The sequence below is a fragment of the Microvirgula aerodenitrificans DSM 15089 genome, assembly GCF_000620105.1.
GTDB classification, from domain to species: domain Bacteria; phylum Pseudomonadota; class Gammaproteobacteria; order Burkholderiales; family Aquaspirillaceae; genus Microvirgula; species Microvirgula aerodenitrificans.
This window is the reverse complement of the sequence record NZ_JHVK01000001.1, coordinates 106,745-121,282: the sequence shown is the minus strand read 5'-3', so window position 1 is coordinate 121,282 and position 14,538 is coordinate 106,745. Positions and strand designations below refer to the sequence as shown.

Sequence of the window (14,538 nt, the reverse complement as noted above, 5' to 3'; positions counted from 1 at the left end):
GATTATATAAGTTATCCACGAAATGCTCAGTCAGACGCTTCCTGTTTTCGTTCAGAAAAGCGCCACTATCCGGCCTCGGCCAGTACGGCCGCCAGCTGTTCTGCCGCCGTGCGCGAGCGGCTGCGCCAGTCGCCGAGCCGGGCCAGCGGCCAGACGCCAATCAGCGAATTGACGCAGAGGATCTCGTCGGCAGCAAGCAGTTCGTCCAGTCGCAATTCGGTTTCCTGCAGCGGCAACGTCGCCATCAGGCAGGCGCGCACGGCGCCGGCGACACCGGCACCGTCCAGCCGTGGCGTCAGCAACGCACCCCCACGGCAGATGACCAGATTGGACATCGTGCCTTCGATCACCCGGCCTTCGCTGTCGCGCAGGATGCCTTCGCGAATGGCCGGGTCGGTCCATTCGGCCCGGGCCAGCACGTTCTCCAGCCGGTTCAGGTGCTTGATGCCGGCCAGCCGCGGCTGGAGCGCCAGCCGCCAGTCGCACAGCCGGGCGACGATGCCGTCGCGAAAGCAGCTGTCCGGCGCCGCCAGATACGGCGAGGCCTGGACGATCAGGGTCGAGCCCGGCGCCGAGGCCGGCGAATAGCCGCGTGCGCCCTGCCCCCGGGTCACGGTGATCCGGACCGTGGCTTCGTCAATGCCGGCGCAGACGCGGGTAATGTCGGCCAGCAGCGGGTCGACATCCGGCAGCGGCAGCCCCAGTGCCGCGCAGTCATGCGCCAGCCGCTGCCATTGCCAGCGCCACAGCCGGGGCTGGCCATGGCTGGCGCGCAGGGTGCGGAACACGCCGTCGCCATAGGTGAAGCCCCGGTCGGACACGGACAGACTCTCGGCGGGCTGATGATTGATCAGGATCGGCATGGCGGCAGCAAACAGGGGAACGAAGCCGCCATGATGCCAGTTCGGCAGCGGACAATCACCGCGCCAGCGCCTCGTGCACGGCGGCGATCCGGGCCGGCTCCAGCCCCGGCGCAGCCAGTTGCAGGGCCAGCCGGCCCAGCGCCCGGTAAGCGTCGGCGTCGGCCGGCACCTGGTCGAGACCGGCCAGATGCAGCGCCACGGTGGCCGCATCGCCGCGCGCCACCGGTCCGGTCAGGGCGGCCGCCGGGCCGAGGGTGAAGGCATTGGCCAGCGACTGGCCTGCCAGCGGTGCCAGCACCGCACGTGCGGTCGCGGCATCCAGCCCGGCCCGCTGCGCGGTCCGCAATGCCAGATCGGCCAGCACCACCGCGTAGTTCGAGGCGATCGCACAGGCGGCGTGATACCCGGGCTTGGCGGCGGCGGCAAGCGGGAACGGCGCGCCACCGATGGCGGCAAACAGGGCAGACAGGGTCTGGCAGGCTGCCGCATCGCCTTCCAGTGCCACCGGCGTGCCGGCAAACTCGCGCACCGCCCTTGCCGGCTCGGCAAAACTCAGCGCCGGGTGGGCACTGGCGGTCGCCAGCCCGCGCGCGGCCAGCGGTGCCAGCACGGCGGCGGTCAGCGCACCGCTGGCGTGAAAAACCGTGCCGCGGTCGATGCGACCGGCCAGTGTCTCGGCAACCGCAGCCAGTTCGCTGTCGGGCACGGCCAGCAGCCACAGCGCAGCCGGCGGCATGGCGTCCAGCGCCAGAGCCTGACCGGCGCCGATAAAAGCCACCGCGTCAGCGGCGGAGTCCGTACGCCGGGTACAGACGCCGCCGAGGCGCACCGCGCCGGCCTGATGCCACAAGCGCGCCAGCGACCGGCCGACCCGACCGGCGCCCACCACGTTCAATACCTGCATGCCAGGCAACCTCCAGCAATGAAAACGGCGCGATGGCCAAGGCCATCGCGCCGGCAAACATACACTTTGTCAGGCTGCAGCGGCCAGCGCCTGGTCGATATCTTCCAGCAGGTCGTCGATATGCTCGATGCCGATCGACAGCCGGATCATTTCCGGACGCACGCCGGCCTTCAACTGCTCTTCCGGGCTCAACTGACGGTGGGTGGTGCTGCCCGGATGGCAGGCCAGGCTCTTGGCGTCGCCGATATTGACCAGTCGTGTGACCAGCTGCAGCGCGTCGATGAACCTGGCGCCACCGGCCGCACCGGTCTTGATGCCGAAGCTGAGCACGCCGGAAGCGCGTCCGCCCATGTACATGTCGACCAGCAACTTGCTGATATTGCCTTCCAGCGCCGCATACTCGACCCAGTCGACCAGCGGATGCCGGGACAGGTGGCGGGCGATGGTCAGTGCGTTGTCGCAGATCCGGTCCATGCGCAGCGGCAGGGTCTCGATGCCCTGCAGGATCAGGAAGCTGTTCATCGGCGAGATCGCCGCGCCCATATTGCGCAACGGCACCACCCGCGCCCGGGCGATATAGGCAGCCGCACCCAGCACTTCGACGTAGTTGACGCCGTGATAGCTGACGTCCGGTTCGTTCAGGCGCTTGAAGCGCTCCTTGTGCTCGCCCCACGGGAACTTGCCCGAGTCGACGATGATGCCGCCGATGCTGGTGCCGTGGCCACCAAGGTACTTGGTCAGCGAGTGGACCACGATATCGGCGCCATGCTCGAACGGACGGCACAGATACGGGCTTGGCACGGTGTTGTCGACGATCAGCGGCACGCCGTGGGCGTGGGCAATGTCGGCAAAGGCGGCGAAATCGACCACATTGCCGAGCGGATTGCCGATGCTTTCGCAGAACACCGCCTTGGTGCGTGCGTCGATCAGGCCGGCAATGTCTTCCGGTTTGCGATAGTCGACGAAGCGCACTTCGATGCCCAGTTGCGGCAGGGTATGGGCGAACAGGTTGTAGGTGCCGCCATACAGGGTCGAGGTGGCGATGATGTTGTCACCGGTCTCGGCAATGGTCTGGATTGCGTAGCAGGTTGCGGCCATGCCGCTGGCGACGGCCAGTGCACCGATGCCGCCCTCCATCGCCGCAACGCGCTTTTCCAGCACGTCGGTGGTCGGGTTCATGATGCGGGTGTAGATATTGCCCTGCACCTTCAGGTCGAACAGGTCGGCACCATGCTGGGTGCTGTCGAACGCAAAGCTGGTGGTCTGGTAGATCGGGACGGCGACGGCCTTGGTGGTCGGGTCGGGCGAGAATCCGCCATGGACGGCCAGGGTTTCAATGCGCATGACGACAGGTCCTGTACGAAAAGAGGGATGACCGCAACATAACCGGCCACGGCCATGCAGGCAACCATCCCTCTGTACTGACTTAATAGCTATTTGGCATTTGCCGTGGCGCTGCTTACCCGGCAGCACGCACCAGTTCGCGCTGCAGTACGGCCAGCCCGGTACCCAGTTCGACCGGGATCCCGCTGCGCACGGCGGCACGCTCGATCGCCGCCAGCGTGGCCACCAGATCGTGCGCGTCGATATTGCCCATATGGCCCAGGCGGAACATGCGGCCGGCATAGGCAGCCAGCCCGCCAGCCACCATCACCCCCTCCTCGGCCAGCAGCCGGCGGAAGGCGGCATCGTCGGCCCCGGACGGATAGATCAGGTTGGACAGTGTCACCGCACGATGATCGGCCTCGGCCAGTACCTGGAAGCCCAGTGCTTCCAGCGCGGCCTGCATCGCCCGCGCCGTGCGCCGGTGGCGGGCGTAGCGGTTTTCCAGTCCTTCTTCCTTGATCAGCCGCACCGCTTCCTTCAGTGCCCAGACCAGGTTGACGGCCGGGGTGGCAAAGTACTTGGCCGGCTCGTGCATGATCGGCAGCCACTTGTCGAAGTCGATGTAGTAGTCGGGAATGGTGCCCAGCGACGCACGACGCGCCAGCGCCTTCGGCCCGGCCCACAGGATCGCCAGTCCCGGTGGTACGCCGAATGCCTTCTGCGAACCGGTCAGCAGAATGTCGATGCCCATGTCGTCGACGTACTCCGGTTCGGCGGCGGTCGCGCACACGCCATCGACGATATACAGCGTGTCGGGGAAGCGGCGCAGCAGCTGGCCGATTTCGGCGACCGGCGCGCACACCCCGGTCGAGGTATCGACGTGGGTCACGGTGATCGCCTGGTAGTTCTTGCTCGCCAGCGCGCGTTCGATCTGCTCCAGCGGCACGATCCGGCCCCATTCGCTGGCCAGCACGTCGACTTCGATGCCACGGCGCGAGCACAGCTCGGAGAAACGGTCGCCAAAGTAGCCGTGCGACACCACCAGCACCCGGTCGCCGGCGCGCAGGCTGTTGGCGACGGCCATTTCCATCCCCAGCGTACCGGTGCCGGCGACGACAAAGACTTCGCCCGTCGTTTTCCACAGCGACTTCAGGTCATTGAGCAGCGACGTGAAGTCGCGCACGAAGTCGGGATCGCCAAAGGCGGCGGTCTCGCGTCCCATCTGTTCCTGAATGGAACGCACGACCGGCGTCGGTCCCGGAATCATCACCAGCTTCTTGGTCTTCATTCCCATCTGCCTTTCTGGAGCGTGTCGCAGGCCTGCGAAAAAAAATCCCTGTCAAACTGCCCACAACCCTCCCGGCGAAGAACGGACGAGCGCAGCGAGGTTTCCCCGCGACGGCGGGGACGGAAGGGGCAGGATTCAATCAGGCAGACTGCCGCCTGCACTGACAGTACTGTCAGTCGGGCATGCACCGACGCCACGCAAACCGTCGGTGCCCGCCTTCATGAGCAGTCTTGTAGTCATAAACCGGATTTACCGATTCGGCATTGACGCAGATCGACCACCGCCATGCTCAGCCGTTGATCGACTCCGCATGATGGCAGGCGACCCGGGTTTCGCCGAGCGGTCGCAATTCCGGCACCTCGTGCCGGCAACGTTCGGTCGCGAACGGGCAGCGCTTGTGGAACGCACAGCCTTCCGGCGGGTTGAGCGGACTCGGCAGCTCGCCGGTCACCTTGATCTTGATCTTGCGGTTCTCGGCATGGATGGACGGCGTGGCCGACAGCAGCACCCTGGTGTACGGGTGCAGCGGCGTCGCATACAGCGTGGCCTTGTCCGCCACTTCGACCGCCCGGCCGAGGTACATCACCATCACCGTATCGGCAACGTGTTCGACCACGGCCAGGTTGTGGGTGATGAACACATAGGCGGTGCGGAACTCGTCCTGCAGGTCCATGAACAGGTTCAGCACCTGGGCCTGGATCGACACGTCCAGCGCCGAGGTCGGTTCGTCGGCGACAACGATGCCGGGGTTCAGCATCATCGCCCGCGCAATGGCAATGCGCTGGCGCTGGCCACCGGAGAACATGTGCGGATAGCGGAAGAAGTACTCCGGTCGCAGGCCGACCCGGTCCATCATCTCGCGCACCTTGTCATCGCGCTCCTGCCGCGACAGCGCGGTGTTGATCGCCAGCGGTTCGCCAAGCTGGGTGCCGATCTTCTGCCGCGGGTTCAGCGAGCCGTACGGGTTCTGGAACACCATCTGCACCTTCTGCCGCAGGGTGTGGATCAGCGCCTTGTCGGCGCGGGCCGCATCATGGCCGTCGATCTGCAGCGAGCCGCTGGTCGGAGCCTCGATCAGGGTCAGTTGCCGCGCCAGCGTGGACTTGCCGCAGCCGGACTCGCCGACCACGGCCAGCGTGCGGCCCGGACTCAGGTCAAAACTGACACCGTTCAGCGCCTTGACCGTGGCCAGGCCCTTCATGAAACCGCGGCTGACCTGGTAGTGACGGGTCAGATCGCGGGCGGAAAGAATGACGTCGCTCATGCGGCCTCCGTATAGGTCAGCGGGTAGTAGCAGCGCGCCTCGCCATGCGAGGTGGCCACCAGTTCCGGCCGTGTGGCGCGGCAGTTGTCCTGCACGTACGGGCAGCGTGGCGACAGCAGACAGCCGCCGGGCCGGTCATAGGCGCCGGGTACCACGCCGGGCAGCGTGCGCAGGCGCGACGCGCCCTTGCTGTGCTCGGGAATGGCCGACAGCAGCGCTTCGGTATACGGATGGTGCGGGGTGCGGAACAGCTGCGGCACGCGACCGGTCTCGACCACCTGGCCGGCATACATCACCTGCACCCGGTTAGCGATTTCGGCAATGACCGCCAGGTCGTGGGTAATCATCACCAGCGCCATGCCATGGTTTTTCTGCAGGTTGACCAGCAGTTCCATGATCTGCGCCTGGATGGTGACGTCGAGCGCGGTGGTCGGCTCGTCGGCGATCAGCAGTTTCGGACGACAGGCGATCGCCATTGCGATCACCACCCGCTGGCTCATGCCGCCGGACAGCTGGTGCGGATAGGCATTGAGCCGGCTGGCCGGGCTGGGGATTTCGACCAGTTCCATCAGTTCGATCGCGCGCTGTTTCAGTGCGGCACCGTGCAGGCCCTGGTGCAGTTTCAGCACTTCCATGATCTGGAAGCCGACGGTATAGCTCGGGTTCAGGCTGGTCATCGGGTCCTGGAAGATCATGGCGATGTCCTTGCCGACGATCTTGCGCCGGGCGCGGGCGCCCATTTTCATCAGGTCCTTGCCATCGAAGGTCATGGCATCGGCACTGATCGTGCCATTGCTGTCGATCAGCCCCATCAGCGCCATCATGGTCACCGACTTGCCCGAACCGGACTCGCCGACGATGCCGACGATCTCGCCGGCCTCGACTTGCAGGTCGACACCCTCGACGGCATTGAAGTGGCCGAAGCGTACCGCCAGATTGCGGATATCCAACAAACTCATCAGCGGTCTCCTAGGCGGCGCGCTTGAGTTTCGGGTCCAGCGCATCGCGCAGCCCGTCACCCATCAGATTGATCGCCAGCACCGACAGCAGAATGGTCAGCCCCGGCAGAGTCACGACCCACCACGCACGCTCGATATAGTCGCGCGCGCTGGCCAGCATGGTGCCCCACTCCGGCGTCGGCGGTTGCACGCCCAGGCCGAGGAAGCCGAGCGCGGCGGCATCGAGAATCGCGGTGGAGAAGCCCATGGTCGCGTTGACGATCAGCGGCGCCATGCAGTTCGGCAGTACGGTAATGAACATCAGGCGCAGGATGCCGGCGCCGGCCACCCGGCTGGCGGTCACGTATTCGCGGTTCAGTTCGGACATGGCCGACGCCCGCGTCAGCCGCACATAACCCGGCAGGGCGACGATGGCAATGGCCATCATGGTATTGATCAGGCCCGGCCCGAGGATGGCGACGATGGCCACCGCCAGCAGCAGGCTCGGCAGCGCCATCATCACGTCCATCAGCCGCATGATCAGGCTGCCGGCCAGTTTCGGAAAGAAAGCGGCCGCCAGACCGAGTGCAATGCCCGGCAGCAGTGACATCACCACCGAGGACAGGCCGATCAGCAGCGACAGCCGGGCGCCATAGATCAGTCGCGACAGGATGTCGCGTCCCAGTTCGTCGGTACCGAACAGGAACTGGCTGCTGCCGCCATCCAGCCAGACCGGCGGTGTCAGCAGGTGATCGCGGAACTGCTCGATCGGATCGTGTGGCGCCAGCAGCGGCGCGAACAGCGCACAGGCGAGCACCAGCAGCATGAACAGCAGGCCGGCGACGGCGCCGCGGTTGTGTGCAAAGCTCTGCCAGAATTCGCGCAGCGGGGACGGATGGTCCGGCGCGTCGGCCGGTGCCACGGTCAGGGTATTCGTTGTCGTCATGACGCCCTCTTATCTCTGGTGGCGGATGCGCGGGTTGGCGATGCCGTACAGCACGTCAACGAGGAAGTTCACCACGATGACCAGCGTGGCGACGATCAGGATGCCGTTCTGCACCACCGGGTAGTCGCGGCGGCCAATGGCGTCGATCAGCCATTTGCCGATGCCCGGCCACGAGAAGATGGTCTCGGTCAGCACCGCACCGGCGAGCAGCGTGCCCACCTGCAGGCCGATCACGGTCAGCACCGGGATCAGCGCATTGCGCAGCGCATGCACGAACACCACCCGCATCGGCGACAGCCCCTTGGCGCGCGCGGTGCGGATATAGTCCTCGCGCAGCACTTCGAGCATCGACGAGCGCGTCATCCGCGCAATCACTGCCAGCGGGATGGTGGCGAGCACCACGGCCGGCAGGATCAGGTGGCGGACGGCGTCGACAAAGGCGCCGGCGTTCAGTTCCGGATCGGCCTGCTGCGCCAGCCAGGTGTCGATCAGCATGAAGCCGGTTTTCGGGTCGATGTCATACATCAGGTCGATGCGCCCGGACACCGGGGTCCAGCCCAGCGTCACCGAGAAGAACATGATCAGGATCAGCCCCCACCAGAAGATCGGCATCGAGAAACCGGTCAGGCTCAGGCCCATTACGCCATGGTCGAGAATGGTGCCGCGCTTGATGGCGGCAACGACGCCGGCCAGCAGGCCGAGCACCACCGCGATCAGCATCGCGGCACTGGCCAGTTCCAGCGTGGCCGGGAACAGCACGGTGAATTCCTTCCACACGCTCTCGCGCGTCACCAGCGACTGCCCGAGATCGCCATGAGCCAGACTGGTGATGTAGTCGAGATATTGTGCCGGCAGGGATTTGTCGAGTCCGAGGCGATGCATGGCTTCTGCATGCATGACCGGATCGACGCGACGCTCGCCCATCATCACTTCGACCGGGTCGCCAGGAATCAGCCGGATCAACCCGAAGGTGATCAGCGTGATGCCGAAGAAGGTCGGAATGAGCAGGCCGAGTCGTCTCAGAACGAACGAGAACATCGGTGAGTCCTTTTAGGAAATGCGTTTGACGCTTTCATGAACGGCGGATCATAGCGGCGGGGTCGCCCGGCAACAATCAACGCATGATCCCGCCCCCCGGCGACACCATGCCGCAGCGGGCCGGCACATGTTCGAACACGAACGCCCGCGCACCCGGCCAGTGCTGCACAAACCGGTCTGATGACAGAAATTCCGCAATTCGCCCAGAAAAACGCAAGCAAGCGCCACTTCCATTCCGTCAGCATGGTCATTAACACTCAAGGAATGGGGAATGTTCACTTTCGCGCCTCACCGCCGCAAGCACAGTATGTCGCCTGCAGAAATGAATATGGCGCATCGCTGTCTTTTATGCATCCAGTCACATGAACAAAAAACGGCCCCCGGAACCCCGGGGGCCGTCCTTGTCGTCTCGGTGGCTGCTTACTGCACACTGACGCCGTAGAACGAATTCAGCGAGAACGGGCTGATCTTGTAGCCCTGCACTTTCTTGCTCATCGGCTTGTCGATGGTCGAGTGAGCCACCGGCGTGAACGGCACTTCCTGCTTGAAGATCTGCTGTGCCTGCATGTAGTACTTGCTGCGCTCAGCCTGGTTGCTGGTCGAACGGCCCTTGACGATCAGGTCGTTGAACGGCTTCTGGCACCACTTGGAGAAGTTGTTGCCATTGATCGCGTCGCAGCCGAGCAGCGTGCCCAGCCAGTTGTCCGGATCCCCATTGTCACCGGTCCAGCCAATCAGCAGCACATCATGCTCGCCGGCCTTGGCACGCTTCATGTATTCGCCCCACTCGTACGAGACGATTTTCGCCTTGACGCCGATCTTGGCCCAGTCGGCCTGCAGCATTTCCGCCATCAGCTTGGCGTTCGGGTTGTACGGGCGCTGCACCGGCATCGCCCACAGCGTGATGCTGAAGCCGTTCGGCACGCCGGCCTTCTTCAGCAGTGCCTTGGCCTTGTTCAGGTCGTACGGCGCATCCTTCAGCGCCTTGTTGTACGACCATTGCGTCGGCGGCATCGGGTTGGTCGCCAGCTGGCCGGCGCCCTGGTAGACGGCGTTGATGATCGCCTTCTTGTTGACCGCCATGTCCAGCGCCTGGCGCACTTCCAGCTTGTCGAACGGCTTGTGCTTGACGTTGTAGGCGATGTAACCCAGGTTGAAGCCGGCTTGCGACTGCACGGTCAGCTTCGGGTCGGCCTTCAGCCCGGCCACGTCGGCCGGCTTCGGGTACGAGGCAATATGGCATTCGCCGGCCTTGACCTTCTGCGCCCGCACCGATGCGTCGGTGTTGATGGCGAAGATCAGGTTGTCCAGCTTGACGGCATTGGCACCCTTTTCCCAATACTGCTTGTTGCCGACGAAGCGGATCTGCGCATCCTTCTGGTAGCGCTTGAAGATGAACGGGCCGGTGCCGATCGGCTGGGTGTTCAGCTGCGCCGCCTTGCCGGTCTTCAGCAACTGGTTCGCGTATTCGGCCGACTGGATCGACGCGAAGCTCATGGCCATGTTCTGGATAAAGGCCGCTTCCGGTTTCTTCAGGACGAATTTGACCGTATACGGATCGATTTTCTCGACCTTGGCAATGGTCTGATTCATGCCCATGTCGGTGAAATACGGGAATTCGGTCGGATAAGCCTTGCGGAACGCATTGTTGCGGTCAAGCATGCGATCGAAGGTAAACACGACGTCGTCGGCGTTGAAATCACGCGTCGGCTTGAAATAGTCGGTGGTGTGGAATTTCACGCCCTTGCGCAGATGGAAGGTATAAGCCAGACCGTCCGGCGCAATATCCCATTTTTCGGCCAGGCCCGGCACGACTTTGGTCGAGCCGCGCTCGAATTGCGACAGGCGGTTGAATACGGTTTCGGCTGACGCGTCGAAATCGGTGCCGGTGGTGTACTGGGCCGGGTCAAAACCGGCCGGGCTGCCTTCCGAGCAATAGATCAGGGTGCCGGCAGCATAGGCCTGGGCCATGAAACCGGTTGCGGCTAGCGCCAGCGCGAGCTTCTTGATGCGCATATTCTCTCCAGTGTAGCGTCGTTATGGTGCGCGTGGTTCCACACGCATGTGCTAAAGCTACACAATGGAAAAACAATGGCGCAAGCGGAATATGCATTCTGTTGCGCTGCATCAGAGTCCAATGTCGGACAATTAGATCAAATCAGTAAAAATACAAGGCGATTTCAATAAATCCCGTGACAAACGGATAAACGGCCATCCCGACATACCCGCTTGTCAGTGGGTAAAATCCTGCCCGTTTTCAGTATCAGCCCGGGGATCGGCCGGTTCGCATGGCACGGTATAGCGACCCTCGGCCCATTGCCCGAGGTCGATCAGTTTGCAGCGCTCGCTGCAGAACGGCCGCCAGCGGCTCTCGGCGGTCCATTCGACCGGGCGGGAGCAGGTCGGGCATTTGACGACGGTGGTCATGGAAATCCTTACAGCTTGCAATAGGTCAGCGTGAACTCGATGTCCTTGCCGACCGGACGCGGCCGCTCGTTGCCGGTACCCGGCTGCACGAAACGGACGTTGATCGCGTACTTGTTGGCCGACAGTTCCGGCACGACACCATACAGCTCGTCGATGACGATGCGGATCATGTGGACGATGCGCCCCCCGGACATCTGCTGGAAATTGCCGCCACGGGCGACCAGCGGATAGGTCTTGCCATTGTCGCGCAGCAGCTGCAGCAGCACGTCGGCAGCAGCACGGGCCGGCTTCAGCGGCGCATACCAGCGATCGACGTCAGCGCGGCGCATGGCATCGGGCCGGTGCAGCCAGAAGTGATAGGACGGCAGGTCGAACTCGCACACCCCGCCGGGAATGCCGGAGCGCTGGCGGATGGTCGACAGCCATTCGTTCTCGCGCAAATGCTGGCCGACGCGACTGGTAGAGTCGAACAGACCGCTCATCGCCGCTTCGATATCGGCCAGCACCGCGTCCAGCGCGTCTTCGGCAATGGCCGGATTGTCGCGCAGCGCATCCAGCGCATGCTTCTGCCGGTCGAGTTCCTGCAGCAGCTCGCCCTTGACGTCGGAACGCGCACCGATCTCCGAAATCTCGAACAGCGACAGCAGCGCCGCATGATGGTCGGTCGGGGTACCGCGTTCCATGAAGTGCGCAAGACGCTGGAACAGATCTTCGAGGCGCAACAACAGACGGATGCGCTCGGCGATGGGAAACTCGAAGCTGATCACAGGCACTGTCGCAGCAAGAGGTTGATCGGGGTCAGGCGGCTGCCAGCGTCAGGTAGTCGTGGTGTTTTTCCGCCACGGCCAGCGCCAGCGACGACAGCGAACCGCTATTGTCGACAATATCGTCCGCCTGCGCCAGCCGCGCGTCACGCGGCATCTGGGCCGTCATGATAGCCCTGACCTGATCGGCCGCCAAGCCACTACGTGCCGTGACCCGCGCTACCTGCATCCATTCCGGGCAATCGACGGCCAGTGTGCGCTGGCACAGGTCGGCATAACCGCCGGTCTCGAACAGCAGCGGCACCACCAGCAGCACATAGGGGCCACAGCTGGCGGCAATCTGGCGCCGGCTTTCCGCATTGATGCGCGGATGCAGAATGGCATTCAGCCGCTGCCGTTCCGCCTCATCGCCGAACACCCGCGCCCGCATCGCCGCACGGTCCAGGCTGCCGTCAGCCAGCGCGAACTGCGGGCCGAATGCCGCCACGATGTCGGCCATCGCCGCCCCGCCGGCCACGGTCAGGTCGCGTGCGATCTGGTCGGTATCGACCACCGGCACGCCGTGCGACGCAAACAGGTCGGCAACGGCGCTCTTGCCACTGCCGATACCCCCGGTCAATCCGACCACAAACGGTGCTTTTTTTGTCATGCCTCACCCCTGGTCGCCATCAGTCTGATTTCACCCACGCCGATTCCTTCTGTCAAAACGGTGCGCGCCACAGCACGACCACGGCTGCAGCAGCAAGATACGGGCCAAACGGGATGGCATCATGACGATGACGCCGACCGGACGCGATCAGCAGCACGCCGACCAGCGCCGCCGACCCGGCTGCCAGCAGCAGCACCGGGCCCAGTTGCGGCCAGCCCAGCCAGGCGCCGATCGCCGCCAGCAGTTTGAAATCGCCATGCCCCATGCCATCCCGGCCGGTCAGCAGTGTGCATGCGCGACAAGTCAGCCACAAGACAGCATAGCCGCCCGCCGCGCCGATCACGGCGGCGGGGAGCGGCGCAAAACCGTCGGCGGACAGATTGAACAGCAGGCCCAGCCACAGCAGCGGCCGGGTCAGGCTGTCCGGCAGCAAACCGGTACGGGCGTCGATGACGGCCAGCGGCAGCAGAAAACCGCACAGCAGCAGTGCCCCCGCCAGCGGCCAGCCGGCGCCAAAGTGCCAGGCCAGCGCCGCCGCCAGCAGCATGCTGCCGGCCTCCAGCAACGGATAGTGCCAGCCAACGGGCGTGTGGCACGCGCGACAGCGGCCACGCAGCCCCAGCCACGACAGCAGCGGCAGGTTCTCCCATGCGCCCAGCACGTGCCGGCAATGCGGGCAATGCGAGCGTGGCGCCCACAGCGTATCGGCACTGTCGCCGAGCAGCCGTCGCGGCAAGCGGTGCACCAGCACGGTAAAGAAGCTGCCGAACAGCAGCCCGAGCACGGCGCAGCCCGCGATCAGCGGTGCCGGCGCAATCAGCGCGAGGACGCCATTCATGGCCGGGACTCAGCCCGGAGGCCGGATGCGGACCCGGCGCACACCCTTGTCGCCGGCCTGCACCACTTCGAACACGCAGCCATGCAGCTTGAAGCAGGTGCCCGGCTCGGGGATGTCCTGGAAGTATTCGAGCACCAGACCGTTGACGGTACGCGGTCCGTCGACCGGCAGCCGGGTATCGAACTTGCGGTTCAGGTCGCGCAGCTGCTCGCTGCCATCGACCAGCACCGAGCCGTCGGCCTGGCGGTCGAGGTGGGTGGCAAAGGTTGGCGCCGAGGTGGTGAACTCGCCGACCACCTGTTCGAGAATGTCTTCCAGCGTCAGCAGCCCCTGCATCTCGCCATACTCGTCGACGACGATGCCGATGCGGCGGCGGTTTTCCTGGAAATTCTGCAACTGGGTGAACAGCGGCGTGCCGGCCGGCACGTAGTACGGCGAGCGCAGCACGCTGCGCAGCCGCAGCGGTGTCAGTGCCGTGTCGGTCAGGCCAAGCACCTTGCGCGTATGCAGCACGCCGATCACATTGTCGCTGGAACCCTCGCAGACCGGCAGCCGGGTGTGATGGCAGGTGCGCAGCTGGCGCACGATATCGTCGATGTCATCGGCCAGGTCGATCATTTCGATCTGCTGGCGCGGGATCATCACATCATCGACCGTGCAGTTCTGCAGCTCGAACAGGTTCAGCAGCATCGACTGGTGCTTCTTGGCAATGAACTGCCCGCTTTCCAGCACCAGCACCCGCAATTCTTCCGGTGTCAGCTGCGTCGTTTCCGGCTCGGGCTGCACGCGCAGCAGACGGATCAGCCCGTGGACGAACAGGTTGACGAACCAGACTACCGGATAGGCGAGTTTCAGCAGCAACGTCAGCGGGTAGCTGGCGGCCAGCGCAATCCGTTCCGGGTGGGTGGCGGCAATGACTTTCGGCGTCGCCTCGGCAAACACCAGAATGGCGAAGGTCACCAGCACGGTGGCAATGCCGAGCGCGATCTCGTTCTGTCCGACCAGGCGGAAGGTGATGACCGTCGCCAGTGACGCCGCCGCCGCATTGACGAAGTTGTTGCCGAGCAGGATCACGCCGAGCAGCTTGTCGGTACGGGCCAGCAGCGCCTGCGCCAGCTTTGCCCCGCGATGGCCGTGCAAGGCCCGGTGTCGCAGCCGATAGCGGTTGACCGCCATCATGCTGGTTTCGGACATGGAAAAAAACGCCGACAGCACCAGCAGCAGGATCAGGGTGGTCAGCAACAGCGATAAGGGAATGTCGTCCAAGGTCGGTTTCGGGACTGGGTAGAACGG

14 protein-coding genes are annotated in these 14,538 nt (G+C 64.5%); all 14 read right to left on the bottom strand.

The annotated features are described in order from the left end of the window. Window positions 1-65: 65 nt before the first annotated feature. On the bottom strand, window positions 66-863 hold the full coding sequence (gene pabC / locus Q352_RS0100580; RefSeq protein WP_028497649.1) for an aminodeoxychorismate lyase: 798 nt from the start codon (window positions 861-863) through the stop codon (window positions 66-68). A 55-nt stretch (window positions 864-918) separates the two neighbouring features. Further along, window positions 919-1,767 (bottom strand): Rossmann-like and DUF2520 domain-containing protein, encoded by an 849-nt coding sequence (locus tag Q352_RS0100575; protein WP_028497648.1) that lies wholly within the window; start codon window positions 1,765-1,767, stop codon window positions 919-921. A 69-nt stretch (window positions 1,768-1,836) separates the two neighbouring features. After that, entirely contained in the window at window positions 1,837-3,111 is a 1,275-nt protein-coding gene (locus tag Q352_RS0100570) for an O-acetylhomoserine aminocarboxypropyltransferase/cysteine synthase family protein (protein ID WP_028497647.1), read from the bottom strand. A 115-nt stretch (window positions 3,112-3,226) separates the two neighbouring features. Then, window positions 3,227-4,381 carry a pyridoxal-phosphate-dependent aminotransferase family protein gene (locus tag Q352_RS0100565; protein ID WP_028497646.1) on the bottom strand — a complete coding sequence of 385 codons (1,155 nt, stop codon included), beginning with the start codon at window positions 4,379-4,381 and terminating at the stop codon, window positions 3,227-3,229. Window positions 4,382-4,670: 289 nt separating this feature from the next. After that, window positions 4,671-5,645 carry a peptide ABC transporter ATP-binding protein gene (locus Q352_RS0100560; RefSeq protein WP_028497645.1) on the bottom strand — a complete coding sequence of 325 codons (975 nt, stop codon included), beginning with the start codon at window positions 5,643-5,645 and terminating at the stop codon, window positions 4,671-4,673. Continuing rightward, window positions 5,642-6,604 carry an ABC transporter ATP-binding protein gene (locus Q352_RS0100555; RefSeq protein WP_028497644.1) on the bottom strand — a complete coding sequence of 321 codons (963 nt, stop codon included), beginning with the start codon at window positions 6,602-6,604 and terminating at the stop codon, window positions 5,642-5,644. Before Q352_RS0100555 ends, Q352_RS0100560 begins: the two co-directional genes overlap by 4 nt. Before the next feature lie 10 nt (window positions 6,605-6,614). Beyond that, on the bottom strand, window positions 6,615-7,529 hold the full coding sequence (locus Q352_RS0100550; protein ID WP_051528580.1) for an ABC transporter permease subunit: 915 nt from the start codon (window positions 7,527-7,529) through the stop codon (window positions 6,615-6,617). Window positions 7,530-7,538: 9 nt separating this feature from the next. Beyond that, on the bottom strand, window positions 7,539-8,567 hold the full coding sequence (locus Q352_RS0100545; RefSeq protein ID WP_028497642.1) for an ABC transporter permease subunit: 1,029 nt from the start codon (window positions 8,565-8,567) through the stop codon (window positions 7,539-7,541). Window positions 8,568-8,987: 420 nt separating this feature from the next. Next, complete coding sequence (locus tag Q352_RS0100540) at window positions 8,988-10,583, bottom strand: ABC transporter substrate-binding protein (protein ID WP_028497641.1); 1,596 nt, start codon at window positions 10,581-10,583, stop codon at window positions 8,988-8,990. 216 nt (window positions 10,584-10,799) lie between these two features. Then, window positions 10,800-10,994, bottom strand: coding sequence for a DNA gyrase inhibitor YacG (locus Q352_RS0100535; RefSeq protein WP_028497640.1), 195 nt, complete (start codon window positions 10,992-10,994; stop codon window positions 10,800-10,802). 8 nt (window positions 10,995-11,002) lie between these two features. Further along, window positions 11,003-11,767, bottom strand: coding sequence for a cell division protein ZapD (zapD, locus tag Q352_RS0100530; protein ID WP_233495191.1), 765 nt, complete (start codon window positions 11,765-11,767; stop codon window positions 11,003-11,005). A gap of 25 nt (window positions 11,768-11,792) precedes the next feature. After that, a complete protein-coding gene (gene coaE / locus Q352_RS0100525) occupies window positions 11,793-12,407 on the bottom strand; it encodes a dephospho-CoA kinase (protein WP_028497638.1) in 615 nt (204 codons plus the stop codon). A gap of 52 nt (window positions 12,408-12,459) precedes the next feature. Beyond that, entirely contained in the window at window positions 12,460-13,245 is a 786-nt protein-coding gene (locus Q352_RS0100520; RefSeq protein WP_036384672.1) for a prepilin peptidase, read from the bottom strand. Between the two features lie 9 nt (window positions 13,246-13,254). After that, complete coding sequence (locus Q352_RS0100515) at window positions 13,255-14,511, bottom strand: HlyC/CorC family transporter (RefSeq protein ID WP_028497636.1); 1,257 nt, start codon at window positions 14,509-14,511, stop codon at window positions 13,255-13,257. Window positions 14,512-14,538: the final 27 nt, after the last annotated feature.

Coding starts and splice junctions, on each gene's coding strand:
- Q352_RS0100575 (WP_028497648.1), bottom strand. CDS start 1,767: ATGCAGGTATTGAACGTGGTGGGCGCCGGTCGGGTCGGCCGGTCGCTG.
- Q352_RS0100560 (WP_028497645.1), bottom strand. CDS start 5,645: ATGAGCGACGTCATTCTTTCCGCCCGCGATCTGACCCGTCACTACCAG.
- coaE (WP_028497638.1), bottom strand. CDS start 12,407: ATGACAAAAAAAGCACCGTTTGTGGTCGGATTGACCGGGGGTATCGGC.
- pabC (WP_028497649.1), bottom strand. CDS start 863: ATGCCGATCCTGATCAATCATCAGCCCGCCGAGAGTCTGTCCGTGTCC.
- Q352_RS0100535 (WP_028497640.1), bottom strand. CDS start 10,994: ATGACCACCGTCGTCAAATGCCCGACCTGCTCCCGCCCGGTCGAATGG.
- Q352_RS0100520 (WP_036384672.1), bottom strand. CDS start 13,245: ATGAATGGCGTCCTCGCGCTGATTGCGCCGGCACCGCTGATCGCGGGC.
- Q352_RS0100540 (WP_028497641.1), bottom strand. CDS start 10,583: ATGCGCATCAAGAAGCTCGCGCTGGCGCTAGCCGCAACCGGTTTCATG.
- Q352_RS0100565 (WP_028497646.1), bottom strand. CDS start 4,381: ATGAAGACCAAGAAGCTGGTGATGATTCCGGGACCGACGCCGGTCGTG.
- Q352_RS0100545 (WP_028497642.1), bottom strand. CDS start 8,567: ATGTTCTCGTTCGTTCTGAGACGACTCGGCCTGCTCATTCCGACCTTC.
- Q352_RS0100550 (WP_051528580.1), bottom strand. CDS start 7,529: ATGACGACAACGAATACCCTGACCGTGGCACCGGCCGACGCGCCGGAC.
- Q352_RS0100570 (WP_028497647.1), bottom strand. CDS start 3,111: ATGCGCATTGAAACCCTGGCCGTCCATGGCGGATTCTCGCCCGACCCG.
- Q352_RS0100555 (WP_028497644.1), bottom strand. CDS start 6,604: ATGAGTTTGTTGGATATCCGCAATCTGGCGGTACGCTTCGGCCACTTC.